This window comes from Streptomyces sp. NPDC001851 (genome assembly GCF_040297165.1).
Lineage (GTDB): Bacteria > Actinomycetota > Actinomycetes > Streptomycetales > Streptomycetaceae > Streptomyces.
Genome location: NZ_JBEOYR010000014.1, coordinates 37,640 through 51,100 on the forward strand (window position 1 = coordinate 37,640; position 13,461 = coordinate 51,100).

13 protein-coding genes and 2 pseudogenes are annotated in these 13,461 nt (G+C 73.6%); 9 read left to right on the forward strand and 6 right to left on the reverse strand.

From position 1 onward, the window contains the following. Nucleotides 1-52: 52 nt before the first annotated feature. Complete coding sequence (locus tag ABT171_RS21485; protein WP_351246095.1) at nt 53-391, reverse strand: YnfA family protein; 339 nt, start codon at nt 389-391, stop codon at nt 53-55. A 33-nt stretch (nt 392-424) separates the two neighbouring features. Then, on the reverse strand, nt 425-829 hold the full coding sequence (locus ABT171_RS21490) for a winged helix-turn-helix transcriptional regulator (RefSeq protein ID WP_351246097.1): 405 nt from the start codon (nt 827-829) through the stop codon (nt 425-427). A 135-nt stretch (nt 830-964) separates the two neighbouring features. Here ABT171_RS21490 and ABT171_RS21495 point away from each other — a divergent pair, with 135 nt between their 5' ends. The 5 genes from ABT171_RS21495 to ABT171_RS21515 all read left to right on the forward strand — a co-directional run bounded on the left by ABT171_RS21495 (nt 965) and on the right by ABT171_RS21515 (nt 5,871). After that, nucleotides 965-1,855 carry an NADP-dependent oxidoreductase gene (locus ABT171_RS21495; protein WP_351246099.1) on the forward strand — a complete coding sequence of 297 codons (891 nt, stop codon included), beginning with the start codon at nt 965-967 and terminating at the stop codon, nt 1,853-1,855. Between the two features lie 85 nt (nt 1,856-1,940). Beyond that, nucleotides 1,941-3,026 (forward strand): LLM class flavin-dependent oxidoreductase, encoded by a 1,086-nt coding sequence (locus ABT171_RS21500; protein WP_351246101.1) that lies wholly within the window; start codon nt 1,941-1,943, stop codon nt 3,024-3,026. Next, nucleotides 3,023-3,643, forward strand: coding sequence for a CE1759 family FMN reductase (locus ABT171_RS21505; protein WP_351246102.1), 621 nt, complete (start codon nt 3,023-3,025; stop codon nt 3,641-3,643). The genes ABT171_RS21500 and ABT171_RS21505 overlap by 4 nt, the downstream gene beginning before the upstream one ends. Nucleotides 3,644-3,735: 92 nt before the next feature. After that, the gene (locus tag ABT171_RS21510) at nt 3,736-4,461 is read left to right on the forward strand and encodes a response regulator transcription factor (protein WP_351246462.1); all 726 of its coding nucleotides are present in this window, start codon (nt 3,736-3,738) and stop codon (nt 4,459-4,461) included. Continuing rightward, nucleotides 4,462-5,871, forward strand: coding sequence for a sensor histidine kinase (locus ABT171_RS21515; RefSeq protein WP_351246104.1), 1,410 nt, complete (start codon nt 4,462-4,464; stop codon nt 5,869-5,871). It abuts the gene before it with no gap. Nucleotides 5,872-5,966: 95 nt separating this feature from the next. Here the strand turns inward: ABT171_RS21515 and ABT171_RS21520 are convergent, their stop codons facing one another. Together ABT171_RS21520 and ABT171_RS21525 are read right to left on the reverse strand one after the other, a co-directional pair. Then, a complete protein-coding gene (locus ABT171_RS21520; RefSeq protein ID WP_503075993.1) occupies nt 5,967-7,793 on the reverse strand; it encodes a phosphatidylglycerol lysyltransferase domain-containing protein in 1,827 nt (608 codons plus the stop codon). A gap of 158 nt (nt 7,794-7,951) precedes the next feature. Further along, nucleotides 7,952-8,227, reverse strand: coding sequence for a hypothetical protein (locus ABT171_RS21525; RefSeq protein ID WP_351246106.1), 276 nt, complete (start codon nt 8,225-8,227; stop codon nt 7,952-7,954). An 89-nt stretch (nt 8,228-8,316) separates the two neighbouring features. Between ABT171_RS21525 and ABT171_RS21530 the strand changes: the two are divergent. Next, a pseudogene (locus ABT171_RS21530) lies at nt 8,317-9,149 on the forward strand (M55 family metallopeptidase). Here the strand turns inward: ABT171_RS21530 and ABT171_RS21535 are convergent. Beyond that, complete coding sequence (locus ABT171_RS21535; protein ID WP_503075996.1) at nt 9,146-9,814, reverse strand: CGNR zinc finger domain-containing protein; 669 nt, start codon at nt 9,812-9,814, stop codon at nt 9,146-9,148. The pseudogene ABT171_RS21530 and the gene ABT171_RS21535 overlap by 4 nt on opposite strands. 94 nt (nt 9,815-9,908) lie before the next feature. On the opposite strand from ABT171_RS21535, the gene ABT171_RS21540 reads away from it, so the two are divergent. Continuing rightward, nucleotides 9,909-10,673, forward strand: coding sequence for an MBL fold metallo-hydrolase (locus ABT171_RS21540; protein WP_351246110.1), 765 nt, complete (start codon nt 9,909-9,911; stop codon nt 10,671-10,673). A gap of 65 nt (nt 10,674-10,738) precedes the next feature. Here ABT171_RS21540 and ABT171_RS21545 read toward each other — a convergent pair whose 3' ends face one another. Then, a complete protein-coding gene (locus tag ABT171_RS21545) occupies nt 10,739-11,638 on the reverse strand; it encodes a LysR family transcriptional regulator (protein ID WP_351246112.1) in 900 nt (299 codons plus the stop codon). Between the two features lie 78 nt (nt 11,639-11,716). On the opposite strand from ABT171_RS21545, the pseudogene ABT171_RS21550 reads away from it, so the two are divergent. Both ABT171_RS21550 and ABT171_RS21555 read left to right on the forward strand, forming a co-directional pair. After that, nucleotides 11,717-12,732, forward strand: a pseudogene (locus ABT171_RS21550) (EamA family transporter). After that, complete coding sequence (locus ABT171_RS21555; protein ID WP_351246114.1) at nt 12,620-13,276, forward strand: NAD(P)-dependent oxidoreductase; 657 nt, start codon at nt 12,620-12,622, stop codon at nt 13,274-13,276. The pseudogene ABT171_RS21550 and the gene ABT171_RS21555 overlap by 113 nt, the downstream one beginning before the upstream one ends. Nucleotides 13,277-13,461: the final 185 nt, after the last annotated feature.

Genomic DNA, 13,461 nt, shown 5'->3' on the forward strand with positions numbered 1-13,461 from the left:
TCCTGTGATCCGGTGGCGCGAACGGTACGGCTCAGCCCAGCGTAAGTGAGGCTCAACCGCCGTTCCTCGGCGCCCACATGATCACGGCCATGCCGGCGAGGCAGATCAGCGCGCCGGTGATGTCGTAGCGGTCGGGGCGGTAGCCGTCGGCGACGACGCCCCACAGGAGCGAGCCCGCCACGAAGATCCCGCCGTACGCCGCCAGGATGCGGCCGAAGTGGGCGTCCGGCTGGAAGGTGGCGACGAAGCCGTACGCGCCGAGTGCCAGGACGCCGCCGGTCATCCACAGCCAGCCACGGTGCTCGCGCACGCCCTGCCAGATCAGCCAGGCGCCGCCGATCTCGAAGAGGGCGGCGACGACGAAGAGGGCGGCGGAGCGGAGGATCGACATGCGCAGCAGCTTCGCATGCGGGGCTGCCGGGGCTCAGGCGGTGTCCTCGGCGTCGTAGCGTTCGCGGGCCGCTCGTACCTCCTCGAAGTGGGTCTCCGCCCAGTCCTTCACGGCTGTCAGCAGGCCGGCGAGGCTGGTGCCGAGCGGGGTGAGTTCGTAGTCGACGCGGACCGGGACGGACGGGGTGACCGCGCGGTCGATGATGCCGTCCCGTTCGAGGCTGCGCAGGGTCTGGGTGAGCATCTTGGGGCTGACGCCCGGGATCCTGCGGCCGAGGTCGCTGTAGCGAAGGGATCCGCTGGACAGGGCGGCGATGACCAGACCGACCCACTTGTCGCTGAGGCGGCCGAGCAGCTGGTGGCTCGGGCAGCTGCGGAGGAAGGCGTCGTACTCGATCCGTGCCTGTTCGCGGCGCTCGGCCGCGGTCATGGTCGCCATGGGCTCTCCTTCGGGTCACCAACGCACTCACAGGTAACTACTTACTGAGAGATAGTACCTCTCCTAGGGTTGGTGCTGCGGGCGGGGAAACCGCCGCGAAGGGCATCAAACACCTTGTGGATCAGGAGAGTTGACATGCGTGCTGTGGTGGTGCGGACGTTCGGCGGGCCGGAGGTCGTGGAGGTCGCGGACGTGGCGGTGCCCGAGCCGGGGGCGGGGCAGGTGCGGATCAAGGTCGCGGCCGGTGCGCTGAACCCGGTGGACGCGGCCGTGCGGGCCGGCTTCTTCGGCGGGCCCGACCGGACGCTGGGGCTCGGCTGGGACGTGGCCGGCACGGTGGACGCGGTGGGGGTGGCCGCCGCCTGGCAGGTCGGTGACCCGGTGGTGGCGCTGGTGCCGGGGGTGGCCGACCCGCTGGGGGCGCACGCCGAGTACGTCGTCGTGGACGCGGACGCCGTGGCCAAGGCGCCGGCCTCGGTGGACCCGGTGCACGCGGGCACCCTGCCGCTGAACGGGCTGACCGCGCTGCAGGCCCTGGACCTGCTGGAGCTCGCGCCGGGCGGGTCCCTGCTGGTGACCGGTGCGGCGGGCGCGGTCGGCGGGTTCGCCGTGCAGCTGGCCGCCCGTCGGGGGATCGAGGTCACCGGGCAGGCCCGTGCGGGCGACGAGGAACTGGTGCGCTCGCTGGGTGCCGCGCACTTCACGGTCGACGGGGTCGAGCCCGGCGGTGTGGACGCGGTGCTGGACGCGGCGGTGCTCGGTGAGCCGGCCCTGGAGTGGGTGCGGGACGGGGGTGTGTACGTCGGGGTCCGGCCGGGCGCCCACCCCGGTCCGGTGCGCGGGGTGCGCACCGACGCGGTGGGGGTCCGCCCGGACGGGGTGCAGCTGGCGGAGCTGGTCCGGCTGGTGGACGAGGGGGTGCTGACCCTGCGGGTGGCGGAGACCTATGCCTTGGACGACGCGGCCAAGGCGCATGCCCGGCTGGCCGGGGGCGGGGTGCGGGGCCGGTTGGTGCTGGTGCCCTGAGGGCTCCGGGCCGGTGGAATAACGCGCCCGGGGGGACTGTTCGACGAGCGTAGTTGAATAGTCAACAACCTGGAGGATGAAGACCATGCAGTTCGGGATCTTCACGGTCGGCGACGTCACGCCGGACCCCACCACGGGGCGTGCGCCGACCGAGGCGGAGCGCATCAAGGCCATGGTCGCCATCGCGCTGAAGGCCGAGGAGGTCGGCCTGGACGTCTTCGCCACCGGTGAGCACCACAACCCGCCGTTCGTGCCGTCGTCCCCGACCACGATGCTCGGCTACATCGCGGCGCGGACGGAGAGGCTGATCCTCTCCACCTCCACCACCCTGATCACCACCAACGACCCGGTGAAGATCGCGGAGGACTTCGCGATGCTCCAGCACCTGGCCGACGGGCGCGTGGACCTGATGACGGGCCGCGGCAACACCGGGCCGGTCTACCCCTGGTTCGGCCAGGACATCCGGCAGGGCATCAGCCTCGCCATCGAGAACTACGCGCTGCTGCGCCGGCTGTGGCGCGAGGACGTCGTGGACTGGGAGGGGAAGTTCCGCACGCCGCTGCAGGGCTTCACCTCCACCCCGCGCCCGCTGGACGGCGTACCGCCCTTCGTCTGGCACGGGTCGATCCGCTCCCCGGAGATCGCCGAGCAGGCGGCCTACTACGGCGACGGCTTCTTCCACAACAACATCTTCTGGCCGGCCGACCACACCAGGCGGATGGTCGAGCTGTACCGGACCCGGTACGCCCACTACGGGCACGGCACGCCCGAACAGGCGATCGTCGGACTGGGCGGCCAGGTGTTCATGCGGAGGAACTCGCAGGACGCCGTGCGCGAGTTCCGGCCGTACTTCGACAACGCGCCGGTCTACGGCCACGGGCCCTCGCTGGAGGAGTTCACCGAGCAGACCCCGCTGACCGTCGGCTCCCCGCAGCAGGTCATCGACAGGACGCTGTCCTTCCGCGAGTACGCCGGTGACTACCAGCGCCAGCTGTTCCTGATGGACCACGCGGGGCTGCCGCTGAAGACCGTGCTGGAGCAGCTCGACCTGCTCGGCGAGGAGGTCGTACCGGTGCTGCGCGAGGAGTTCGCGAACGGCCGTCCGGCGGACGTGCCCGAGGCGCCCACCCACGCTTCCCTGAAGGCGTCCCAGGAGGTGACCGCCGTATGAAGCTCGTCGTCGTGTCCGCGGGACTGGGCGTCCCGTCCTCCACCCGGCTGCTGGCCGACCGGCTGGCCGCCGCGGTGGACCGGCGGACGCCGGCCGGCATCCAGGTGGTCGAGCTGCGGGACCTCGCGGTGCAGATCGCGCACGCCTTCACCAACGGGTTCCCGGGCGGGGCGCTCGCCGCCGCGCAGGACGCGGTGGCGGGGGCCGACGGGCTGATCGTGGTCACCCCGGTGTTCTCCGCCTCGTACAGCGGGCTGTTCAAGTCGTTCTTCGACGTCCTCGACAAGGACGCGCTGGTGGGCAAGCCGGTGCTGATCGCCGCCACCGGCGGTACGGCCCGCCACTCGCTGGTGCTGGAGCACGCCCTGCGGCCGCTCTTCGCCCACCTGCGGGCCGTCGTCGTGCCGACCGGTGTCTACGCCGCGTCCGAGGACTGGGGCGAGCAGGGGCTCGCGGGGCGGATCGAGCGCGCGGCCGGGGAGCTGGCCGCCCTGCTGGCCGGGCCGTCGGCGACCGGGGCGGACACCCCCGGCCGGTTCGAGGTCGTGCCCTTCGAGGAGCAGCTCGCGGCACTCGGTGAGAAGACGGTAGAACCCGGGGCCGGGTTGCCCCTGTGACGGTGAGAGGCGGGTAAAAAGGGTGATCGTAGGTCCGCCCGCCCCGGCCGAACCGCCGGACCCCTTGGCAAACTGGGGGCGTGTCCCAGACTGTGCTGCTCGCTGAAGACGACCGTGCCATCCGCCACGCCCTGGAGCGTGCCCTGACCCTGGAAGGGTACGAGGTGACGGCGGTGGCCGACGGCGTCGAGGCGCTGGCACAGGCCCACAAGACCCCGCCGGACGTCCTCGTGCTCGACGTGATGATGCCGGGCATCGACGGGCTCCAGGTGTGCCGGGTGCTGCGCGCCGAGGGCAACCGCACGCCGATCCTCATGCTCACCGCCCTCGTCGAGACCGCCGACCGCATCGCGGGTCTGGACGCCGGCGCCGACGACTACGTGGTCAAGCCCTTCGACGTCGAGGAGGTCTTCGCCCGGCTGCGCGCCCTGCTGCGCCGGACCAGCCCGGTGCCCGCCGGCGGCAACGGCGGCGCGGGCGGCGCCGAGGCCGGCGGCCGGGACGCCCAGCTGCCCGACCGGCAGGTGGAGGCCGCCGGCATCCGCATGGACCTCCAGGCCCGCCGGGCCTGGCGCGGCAAGCGCGAGCTGGAGCTGACCCGCACCGAGTTCGAGCTGCTGGAACTGCTCGTGCGCAACGCCGGCATCGTCCTCGACCACTCGACGATCTACGACCGGATCTGGGGCTACGACTTCGGGCCCGGCTCCAAGAACCTCGCCGTCTACGTCGGCTATCTGCGCCGCAAGCTGGACGAGCCGGGCGCCCCGCAGCTGATCCACACCGTGCGGGGCGTGGGTTACGTGCTCCGGGAGGACTAGGTGGGCCGGCTGCGGCGGCTGCTGGCCCCGGGCCGGCCCAAGCTGGTGTCCCTGCGCACCACGTTCGCCGTCTCCTTCGCGGCGGTCACCGCCGCCGTCACCATCCTCGTCGGCATCCTGTCGTACGGCTCCGCCGCGCGGCTGGTCCGGGTCGACCAGCAGTCGGTGTTCAGCCAGGTCGTGCAGGACGTGCGGGACGAGGTGCGGCAGCACGAGATGGTCCCCGAGGACTTCTCCTCCTCCCGTCCCGGGCACGACCTGGTCCGGCCCGCCCGCACCGATGTGCAGGTGCTCGGCGCCCAGGGCCAGATCGTCGACCACGGCAACCCGAGCCTGCCCGTCACCTCCCGCGACAAGGCCATGGCGCTCGCGGTGACGGCCGGGAAGGTGGTCGAGCACAAGGACGTCCTCGTGGACACGGATCTGTTCCGCGTCGCCACGATCTCGCTCGGCGACGGGCGGGGCGCGGTGCAGGTCGCGCAGGAGTTCAGCGACACCGAGGACCTGCTGCGGGCGCTGCAGCAGCGCACGCTGATCCTGATGGCGGCGGTCGTGGTGGCGGCCGGCCTGTTCGGCTGGTGGCTGGCCCGCCGGATCACCCGGCGCCTGGTGGTCCTCACCTCCGCGGCGGAGGACGTGGCCCGCACCCGCCAGCTGGGCATCGAGGTGCCGGTGGCGGGCCTGGACGAGGTGGGCCGGCTGGGGCGTGCCTTCGACCGGATGCTGGGCCGGCTCGCCCAGTCCGAGGAGGACCAGCGGCGGCTGGTGCAGGACGCGGGCCACGAGCTGCGCACCCCGCTGACGTCGCTGCGTACGAACATCTCGCTGCTCCGCCGGATCGACGAGCTGCCCCCCGACACGCGGGAGGAGCTGGTCGCCGACCTCGGCCAGGAGGCGCGGGAACTGACCGACCTGGTCAACGAGCTGGTCGACCTGGCCGCCGGGCAGTCCGACACCGAGCCGCCGCAGCGGGTGGACATCGCCGACATCGCCGAGGACGTCGTGGGGCTGGCCAAGCGCCGTACCGGGCGGGAGATCGTGCTGCGCGCGAGCGGCGACACGACGACCGACGGGCGGCCCGGGATGCTGCAGCGGGCCATGTCCAACCTGGTGGAGAACGCGGCCAAGTTCGACCGCGCCGGGAAGGCGCCCATCGAGGTCGTCATCACCGGGCCGGGCCGGCCGGGGACCGTGCGGGTGGAGGTGCGGGACCGGGGACCCGGGATCGCCGAGGGCGACCTGATCCGGATCTTCGACCGCTTCTACCGCGCCGCCGACGCGAGGTCCCTGCCGGGGTCGGGGCTGGGGTTGTCCATCGTGCGGGAGGTCGCCATGGCGCATGGCGGAGCGCCGTTCGCCTTCCGGCGGGAGGGGGGCGGAGCGGTGATCGGGTTCACGGTGGGCGGCTGAGCCCCCTGGGGAGCCGCAGCCGCCGCACCACCGTCGCACCGTAGCCTGCCGCACGAGCTCTGGACGAGCTCGGCACGAGCCTGCCGCACGCCGTCCTACGGCCGGCGGCCGCCCAGACCCGGCAGCTCCAGGAAGCCCTCCGCCCGGGCGCTCGCCAGGCCGATCCTCGGGATGTCGCTGCTCTTGGCGAACAGCAGGAAGCGGGGTTCCCAGACGGGGCGGTACTTGGCGTTGGCCCGGTAGAGGGACTCGATCTGCCACCAGCGGGAGAAGAAGGTCAGGGTGGAGCGCCACAGGCGCAGGACGGGGCCCGCGCCGAGGCGGGCGCCGCGTTCGAAGACCGAGCGGAACATCGCGAAGTTCAGCGACACCCGCTTGATGCCCAGCTCCTTCGCCTGCAGCAGGAGTTCCACGACCATGTACTCCATCAGGCCGTTCTCGCAGTCGCGGTCGCGGCGCATCAGGTCCAGGGACAGGCCGTGCTCGCCCCACGGGACGAAGCTGAGCAGGGCACGCGGCTCGTCGTCCGCGTCGCGGCACTCCAGCATCACGCAGCGGCCGTCCGCCGGGTCGCCGAGGCGGCCGAGGGCCATGGAGAAGCCGCGCTCGGTGGCGCCGTCGCGCCAGCGGTCGGCGCGGTCGATGAGGAGGGCCAGCTCGTCGGCGGGGATGTCCTCGTGGCGGCGGATGCGGACCGTGTACCCGGCCCGCTTGACCCGGTTGTGGGCCTGGCGGACCACGCGCATGGCACGGCCGTCGAGGGTGAATTCGGAGATGTCCACGATCGCCTCGTCGCCGAGTTCGAGCGCGTCCAGGCCGTGCCGGGCGTAGATCGTGCCGGCCTCCTCGCTCGCGCCCATGACGGCCGGGGTCCAGGCGTGCCGGCGGGCCTCGCTGAGCCACGCGTCGATGGCGCCGGGCCACGCCTCGGGGTCGCCGATCGGATCCCCGGAGGCGAGGGAGACCGCGCCGACGACACGGTAGGTCACGGCGGCCTTGCCGGTGGGGGAGAAGATGGCGGCCTTGTCGCGGCGCAGCGCGAAATAGCCGAGGGAGTCACGGGCGCCGTGCTTGTCGAGCAGCGCGCGCAGCTTCTCCTCGTCGTCCGAGGTGAGGAGCCGGCGGCCGCGCGGGGAGCGGAAGCAGGCGTACAGGACCATGCAGAAGGCCGCGGCGAGCAGGATGTTGATGATGATGTCGGCCCAGCGGGGCGCGTGCACGGAGTCGACCCGGTCGGCGAGCGGGCCGACGCTGATGCCGCGCAGCAGGGTGTAGGCCAGCTCGTCGAACAGGGTGGCGCCGGTCAGCGTGTTGGTGGCGTGCACGAGCAGGGTGCCGAGTCCGCCGGTCACCAGGATTCCGCCGGCGCCGACGGCCAGTGCCAGCTTCGGGTTGGACGGGTCGCCGACGGCGTTGAACTCCCGGCGGCCGATCAGCAGCGCGGCCACGAAGAGGCCGGTGAGGGCGGTGGAGACCCAGTTGAAGACGTGGTCGCGGAACGGGTGCTGGGTGAGGGCGAGGACGTAGAGCGCGAACAGCGGGCCGGCGAGCAGTATGTTGACCACCCACCCGGCCCGCTTCCCGCGCCGCATCACCAGCGCCAGGAAGATCGCCGCCGCGGCCGAGGCGAGGCCGGCGGTGGCCAGGTACGGGGTGAAGAACTGGCCGGAGTGGTGGGCGTGCGCGTGCACATGGCGGGCGGTGAAGAGCTTGCCGTCGTTGTGTTCCTCCACCTCTTTGCGGAACGGCAGCGACATCACCGCGATGATGTTGAAGACGGCGATCAGCCGCAGGTACCACACGGTGGCCGAGGCGGCTCCCGCGCGCAGCCGGGGGCTGGGGACGGGCATCCGGAACTCGCGGCGTGTACCGCGCTGACCGGGGATCTTCGCGGCGGTCAGGGTCGACTGCTGAGCGGGCATGGTGACTGGTCACCTTGGGTGGGAAGGGACGGGACGGATGATCACCCTACAGCTCGTAGGGCGGTGTTCCTCTGTACCGGGAGGGTACCGGCATCGGCTCCTACCCGGCTCCCTGCCCTGCCCCGGCTCTTACCCAACCCCTTCCCGTGCCGCGTCTCTTACCCGGTCCTTTCCCTGTCGCGCCGGGTCGTCACCAGGTGCCAGGCCAGGTTGCCCACCGCCGCGCCGGCCGCGACCGCGGCGACGATCACCCCGCCGGTGGCGAGGCCGTCGCTGAACAGGTGCGGGCGCCGGTCGAGGCTGTGCAGGCCGAAGCCGCAGAGCTGGTACACGCCGACGGCGGCGACGAGGAGGCTGACGGCCAGCAGGGTCAGGGTCGGCGCGAGACCGTGTGCGCAGGCCGCGCCTCCGGCTTCCGTTTCCGTGTCCTGCAAGGGGTCCCCCGATGAACAGACAGGTGAACAGGCGCGGGGCCGCTCACGGTTGGGAACCTACAATACGTAGGGTCGCTGGGGTCGACGCCGTGCGCATATACCTCAGCGTGGACATGGAAGGCGTCACCGGGCTCGTGGACGCCGGCGACGTACAGCCGAGGTGGCCGGGACTGCGAGCGCGGCCGTTCCATGATGGCCGAGGACGTGAACGCGGCCGTGCGGGGCGCGCTGGCGGCGGGCGCCGAGGACATCGTCGTCAACGACGCCCACGGGCCGGTGCGCAACCTGCTGCCCGAGGCGCTGCACCCGGCCGTCCGGCTGATACGGGGCAAGCCCGAGCAGATGGGCATGCTGGAGGGCCTGACCGGGGAGTACGACGCCGCGCTGCGTGTCGGCCACCACTCCCGGGCCGGCGCCCCGGGCGTGCTCAGCCACAGCTTCATGGGGCACGAGATCGAGGACATGCGGCTGGACGGCCGGCCGGTCGGTGAGATTCGGGCTCGCCCATGCCACCGCGGCGGCCCTGGGGGTGCCCGTGGCGGCCCTCACGGGTGACGACGTGGCGTGCGCGGAGATGGCGGCGTGGGACGCGTCCGTCGTCACGGTGCCCGTGAAGTACGCCCACGGCCGGTTCGCCGCCGAGCTGCGGCCGGAGGCGGAGGCGCGCAGGGCCATCGAGGAGGGCGTGGCGGCGGCCCTGAGCGAGGCCCCGCGCCGCCCCGGGGCCGTTGCCGCCGAGGCCGTCCTCACCGTCCGCTGGCAGTCCGCCTCCGTCGCCGCCACCCTCCTCGGCATCCCGGGCGTGGCGGCCGACGACAGCCGCACGACCCGTGCGACCGGTCAACTCCCCTCGCTGTACTGCCAGTTCATGGTGTGGATTCGGGTGGCCGCCTCACTCACCGACCAGGCGCCCTACCGCTAGTGCCCCGGCAGTCCCCGCCCGGCCGCCAGGCCGCCCGGTCCTCCTCGGTCCTCCTCGGCCCGCCCCGTGCGGCGGGCGTAGGCGCGCGCCGCACGGGCGCGGTCGCCGCAGCGGGTGGAGCACCAGTGCCGGCGGCCGTGGCGGAGCAGATAGCGGTTGCAGGGGGCGGAGCCGCAGGCGGTGAGGCGGTCGGCGTCGGGGCCGGTGAGCAGGTCGGCGGCGTCGGCGGCGAGGGCGGCGAGGGCGTGTTCGAGGATCTGGGTGGTGGGGTGGGAGGTGGCGCGGTGCAGGCCGCGCAGGGAGTCCCAGCGCAGCAGGGGGGTGGCCGGGGCCTTGGTCATCGCCTCGTTGACGGCGGCCAGTGCTCCGGCCGGGGCCGGGTGGCCGTCGACCCGGGACGCGATCAGGGCGCGGACCTGCTCGCGCAGGGAGCGCAGCTGCGCCACGCACGTCTCCCGCAGCCCGGCGTCGGCGGGGGCGAGGCCGCGTTCGGCCAGCCAGCGGTTCGCGGCGGCGGGGGTTCCGAGCAGATCGAGCACATGGCCACCGGGCAGCGCGGGAGCGCTGTTGGCGAAGTCGAGGGCCAGGTGCTGCTCGGCGCCGGGCGCGGGCGCAACGGCCGGTTCCAGGGGCTCGGCGGGTGCGGTCTCCGTCATGGCTCTCATGGTACGGCTTGCGTCCATCCGTGAGACACGGCTACCGTCGTTCTCACGGATAGGCGCCACGCCATCCGTGACATCCCTTGTGAGGTGCTTTCCCATGTCGTCTTCCGAGCTCCCCGTGCAGGTGTACGGCGGCCCCACCGCGCTCATCGAGTACGGCGGCCTGCGCTTCCTCACCGATCCGACCTTCGACGAGCCCGGCGACTACCCGCTGGGCGGCGGCCGCTTCCTGACCAAGACCGCCGCGTCCCGCGCCACCCCGGCCGGTCTCGGCCGCATCGACGTGGTCCTGCTCTCCCACGACGAGCACCCCGACAACCTCGACCGCTCCGGCCGCGCCCTGCTCGCCGGCGTGCCGCTCACGCTCACCACGCCGGCCGGCGCCCAGCGGCTCGGAGCCAGGGCCACGGGCCTGGCGGACTGGGAGTCGGTCGAGCTGGACCGGCCGGGCGGCGGCACGGTGACGGTGACCGGCGTGCCCGCCGTGCACGGGCCGGGCGGCAAGGAGCAGGTGGAGCCGATCGCCGGCCAGGTCGTCGGCTTCGTCCTGACCGGCGAGGGCCTGCCCACGGTCTACGTCAGCGGTGACAACGCCTCCCTGGACGCGGTCCGCGAGATCGCCGACCGGTTCGGGCCGGTCGACACCGCGGTGCTGTTCGCGGGGGCGCCCCGCACGGTCCTCTTCGACGGCGCGCTGCTCGTCCTGGACGGCGCCGGCGCCGCCGAGGCCGCCCGCCTCCTCGGCGCCCGCCGGGTGGTCCCCGTCCACTGCGACAGCTGGACCCACTTCACCGAGGGCCGCGACGACGTGGTGACGGCGTTCGAGAAGGCGGGCCTCGCGGACCGGCTCCAGCCGGCCTGACCGCCCCGGAACAGGGGCACGCCCGAGGGTCCGCCGGTGTGACAGGACTGTCCGGGACCAGGGCGTCAGGACCGTACCGACGACGGTCTGACGCCGAGGACGTCGAGCATCGCCCGGGTCGCCGGGCTCGGGTTGAAGCGGCTCCACGCCAGGTACTCAAGGCGCCGTGGGCCGTCGGCGACCGGGACCAGGGCCAGGTGGGGATCGTCGGCGGCGCGCGGGCGGATGAACGCCGACGGCAGCAGCGCGACCCCGAGCCCGCGCCCGATCAGCCGGGTGATCAGCTCCACGACACCGGCCTCGTACGCGACGTCGCGAGCCAGCCCCGCCGCGGCGAACGCCCGGTCGGACTGGGCGCGGGCGGGGGTCCCGGCCACGAAGTCCACGAACGTCTCCCCGGCGGTCTCCGCCAGCGTCACCCGGGCGGCGCCCGCCAGCCGGTGTCCGGCCGGTACCACCAGGACATGCCGGTCGTGATCGAGCACGACGGTCTCCAGACCGGCCGGCCGCTCGCCCTCCGGCAGACCGAGGAAGGCGATGTTCAGCTCCCCGTCGCGGACCGCCGCCGCCAGCTCGTCGCTGCGTCCGGACCGCAGGACGACGCGGACGCCGGGATGCCGGGCGCGGTACCGCTGCAGCAGCTCGGGTACGTCGACGGCGGCCGTGGTCACGATCACGCCGACGGCGAGCCGCCCGCGCACCACGCCGGTCGCGGCGGCGGCGTCGGCCGCCGCACGGTCGGCGGCGGCCAGACACTCCCGCGCGCCGACGAGGAACGCCGCACCCGCGCCGGTCAGTTCGACCCGGCGGCTGGACCGGGCGAACAGCCGCACCCCCAGCTCCCGCTCCAGCGCGGCGATCCGATGGCTCAGTGAGGACTGCACCACCTGGCACCGCTCGGCGGCCCGGGTGAAGTTGAGGGTGTCGGCGACGGCGACGACATAGCGAAGCTGCTGGAGATCCACCCATCAATCGTCACCGTTCATGGCTGCCATGACAACCATGCTTTGGACGCATGGCCCCACCCGGCCGACACTTCCCCCATGCATCGGTACACGGCCCAGGCGGCGACCGTCCTGCTCACCGCGCTCGCCCCCGCGTCCTGGGGCACCACCTACGTGGTCGCCACCCGGCTGCTCCCGCCCGGGCATCCGCTCTTCGCGGGCCTGATGCGGGCCCTGCCCGCCGGCCTGGTCGCGCTCGCGCTCACCCGCGTGCCGCCGCGCGGGGAGTGGTGGTGGAAGGCCGCCGTGCTCGGCGTCCTCAACATCGGCCCCATGCCGCTGTTGTTCGTGGCCGCCGAACGGCTCCCCGGCGGTGTCGCCGCCACCCTCGGCGCCGCCCAGCCGCTGCTGGCCGCCGGGCTCGGCCTCGTCGTGCTCCACGACCGGCCCACGGCCTGGCGGCTGACCTGGGGGTGCTCGGCGTGCTCGGCGTCGGCCTGGTCGTGCTCGGACCGCGGGCCCGGCTGGACGCCGTGGGCGTGTGTGCCGGCCTCGGCCATACGGCGGTGATGGCCGCCGGGGTCGTCCTCACCAAACGCTGGGGCCGGCCGGCGGCCGTCGGCCCGCTCACCCTGGCGGGCTGGCAACTGACCGTCGGCGGCCTGCTGTTGCTGCCGCTCACCCTGGCGGCCGAGGGGGTCCCGCAGCGGATCGGCGCGGGCGCCGCCGGCGGCTACCTCTGGCTCGGCAGCATGGCCGGACTGGTCGCGTACACGCTGTGGTTCCGCGGGATCGGCAGCCTGCCGGTCGCCGCGTCCGCACCGCTGGTGCTGCTGTCCCCGCTGGTCGCGACCGTCATCGGGATCGCACAGGGCGAGTCGCTGAGCCTGCCGCAGACCCTGGGCTTCGCCCTGGCGCTGACCGCGCTGGTGGCCGCGCAACTGAGCCCCAGGGGCCGTAGGAAGACCACATCACAGGAGGAGTTTCTCGATGCCGACGGGTATGACGATCGCCGTGTTCGGGGCCACCGGAATGGTGGGCGGCCGGGTGGCCGGGGAGGCGAGGGCGCGCGGACACCGGGTGCTGGCGCTGTCCCGGAAACCGCCGCTGAGTGATGACCCTGACATGACGCCGGTCGCGGTGGACGCCGGCGACCCGGACGCCGTACGGGAGGCACTGACCGGCTCCGGGGCCGACGCCGTCGTACTGACCGTACGGACGTTCCCGGCCGACCGGGAGTTCCTGGTCGGCGCCACCCGTGCCGTACTGGACACCGCCGCACGGCTCGGCGTCCGCGTCCTCGTGGTCGGCGGCGCCGGCGCCCTGCGCAGCCCCGGCGACCGGGAGCTGCTGGTCGCCGAGAACCCCGCGTACGTGCCGGACGAGTACCGCGCCGTGGCGCGCGCCGGCGTGGCCCAACTGCACCTGTGCCAGGCCCACCCCGCCGCCGACTGGGTCTACCTGAGCCCGCCGGCCGTACTGGAACCGGGCACGAGGACGGGTCGCTACCGGCGCGGCACCGACACCCTGCTCATCGGCGCCGACGGCCGGTCCTGGATCAGCGCCGAGGACCTGGCGGTGGCGGTACTGGACGAGCTGGAGCGCCCGGGGCCGGACCGTCATGTCACGGTCGTGCGGGAGAACCCGCGGAGTGCCTAGTGCCCCAACAGGCAACGTTCGCCCCGTCGCGACGCCCGGCACGCTCCCCCGCTGCCTCAAGGGCGCGGGAGGTGCCCCCACTCGCCGCACCGGCCGAAAGCCCGAGTACGCCCAGTACGAGGACTTCCGGCCGGCACTCCCCCAGCCTCCGGCCGGGGGACCCCCCAGAGCACGCGCCGGACGCC

What these genes read in the sequence shown, in the direction of transcription:
- ABT171_RS21535 (WP_503075996.1), bottom strand. Translation starts at nt 9,814, where the DNA reads ATGAGAGCCATGACGGAGACCGCACCCGCCGAGCCCCTGGAACCGGCC.
- ABT171_RS21500 (WP_351246101.1), top strand. Translation starts at nt 1,941, where the DNA reads ATGCAGTTCGGGATCTTCACGGTCGGCGACGTCACGCCGGACCCCACC.
- ABT171_RS21485 (WP_351246095.1), bottom strand. Translation starts at nt 391, where the DNA reads ATGTCGATCCTCCGCTCCGCCGCCCTCTTCGTCGTCGCCGCCCTCTTC.
- ABT171_RS21495 (WP_351246099.1), top strand. Translation starts at nt 965, where the DNA reads ATGCGTGCTGTGGTGGTGCGGACGTTCGGCGGGCCGGAGGTCGTGGAG.
- ABT171_RS21540 (WP_351246110.1), top strand. Translation starts at nt 9,909, where the DNA reads ATGTCGTCTTCCGAGCTCCCCGTGCAGGTGTACGGCGGCCCCACCGCG.
- ABT171_RS21505 (WP_351246102.1), top strand. Translation starts at nt 3,023, where the DNA reads ATGAAGCTCGTCGTCGTGTCCGCGGGACTGGGCGTCCCGTCCTCCACC.
- ABT171_RS21555 (WP_351246114.1), top strand. Translation starts at nt 12,620, where the DNA reads ATGACGATCGCCGTGTTCGGGGCCACCGGAATGGTGGGCGGCCGGGTG.
- ABT171_RS21520 (WP_503075993.1), bottom strand. Translation starts at nt 7,793, where the DNA reads ATGCCCGCTCAGCAGTCGACCCTGACCGCCGCGAAGATCCCCGGTCAG.
- ABT171_RS21490 (WP_351246097.1), bottom strand. Translation starts at nt 829, where the DNA reads ATGGCGACCATGACCGCGGCCGAGCGCCGCGAACAGGCACGGATCGAG.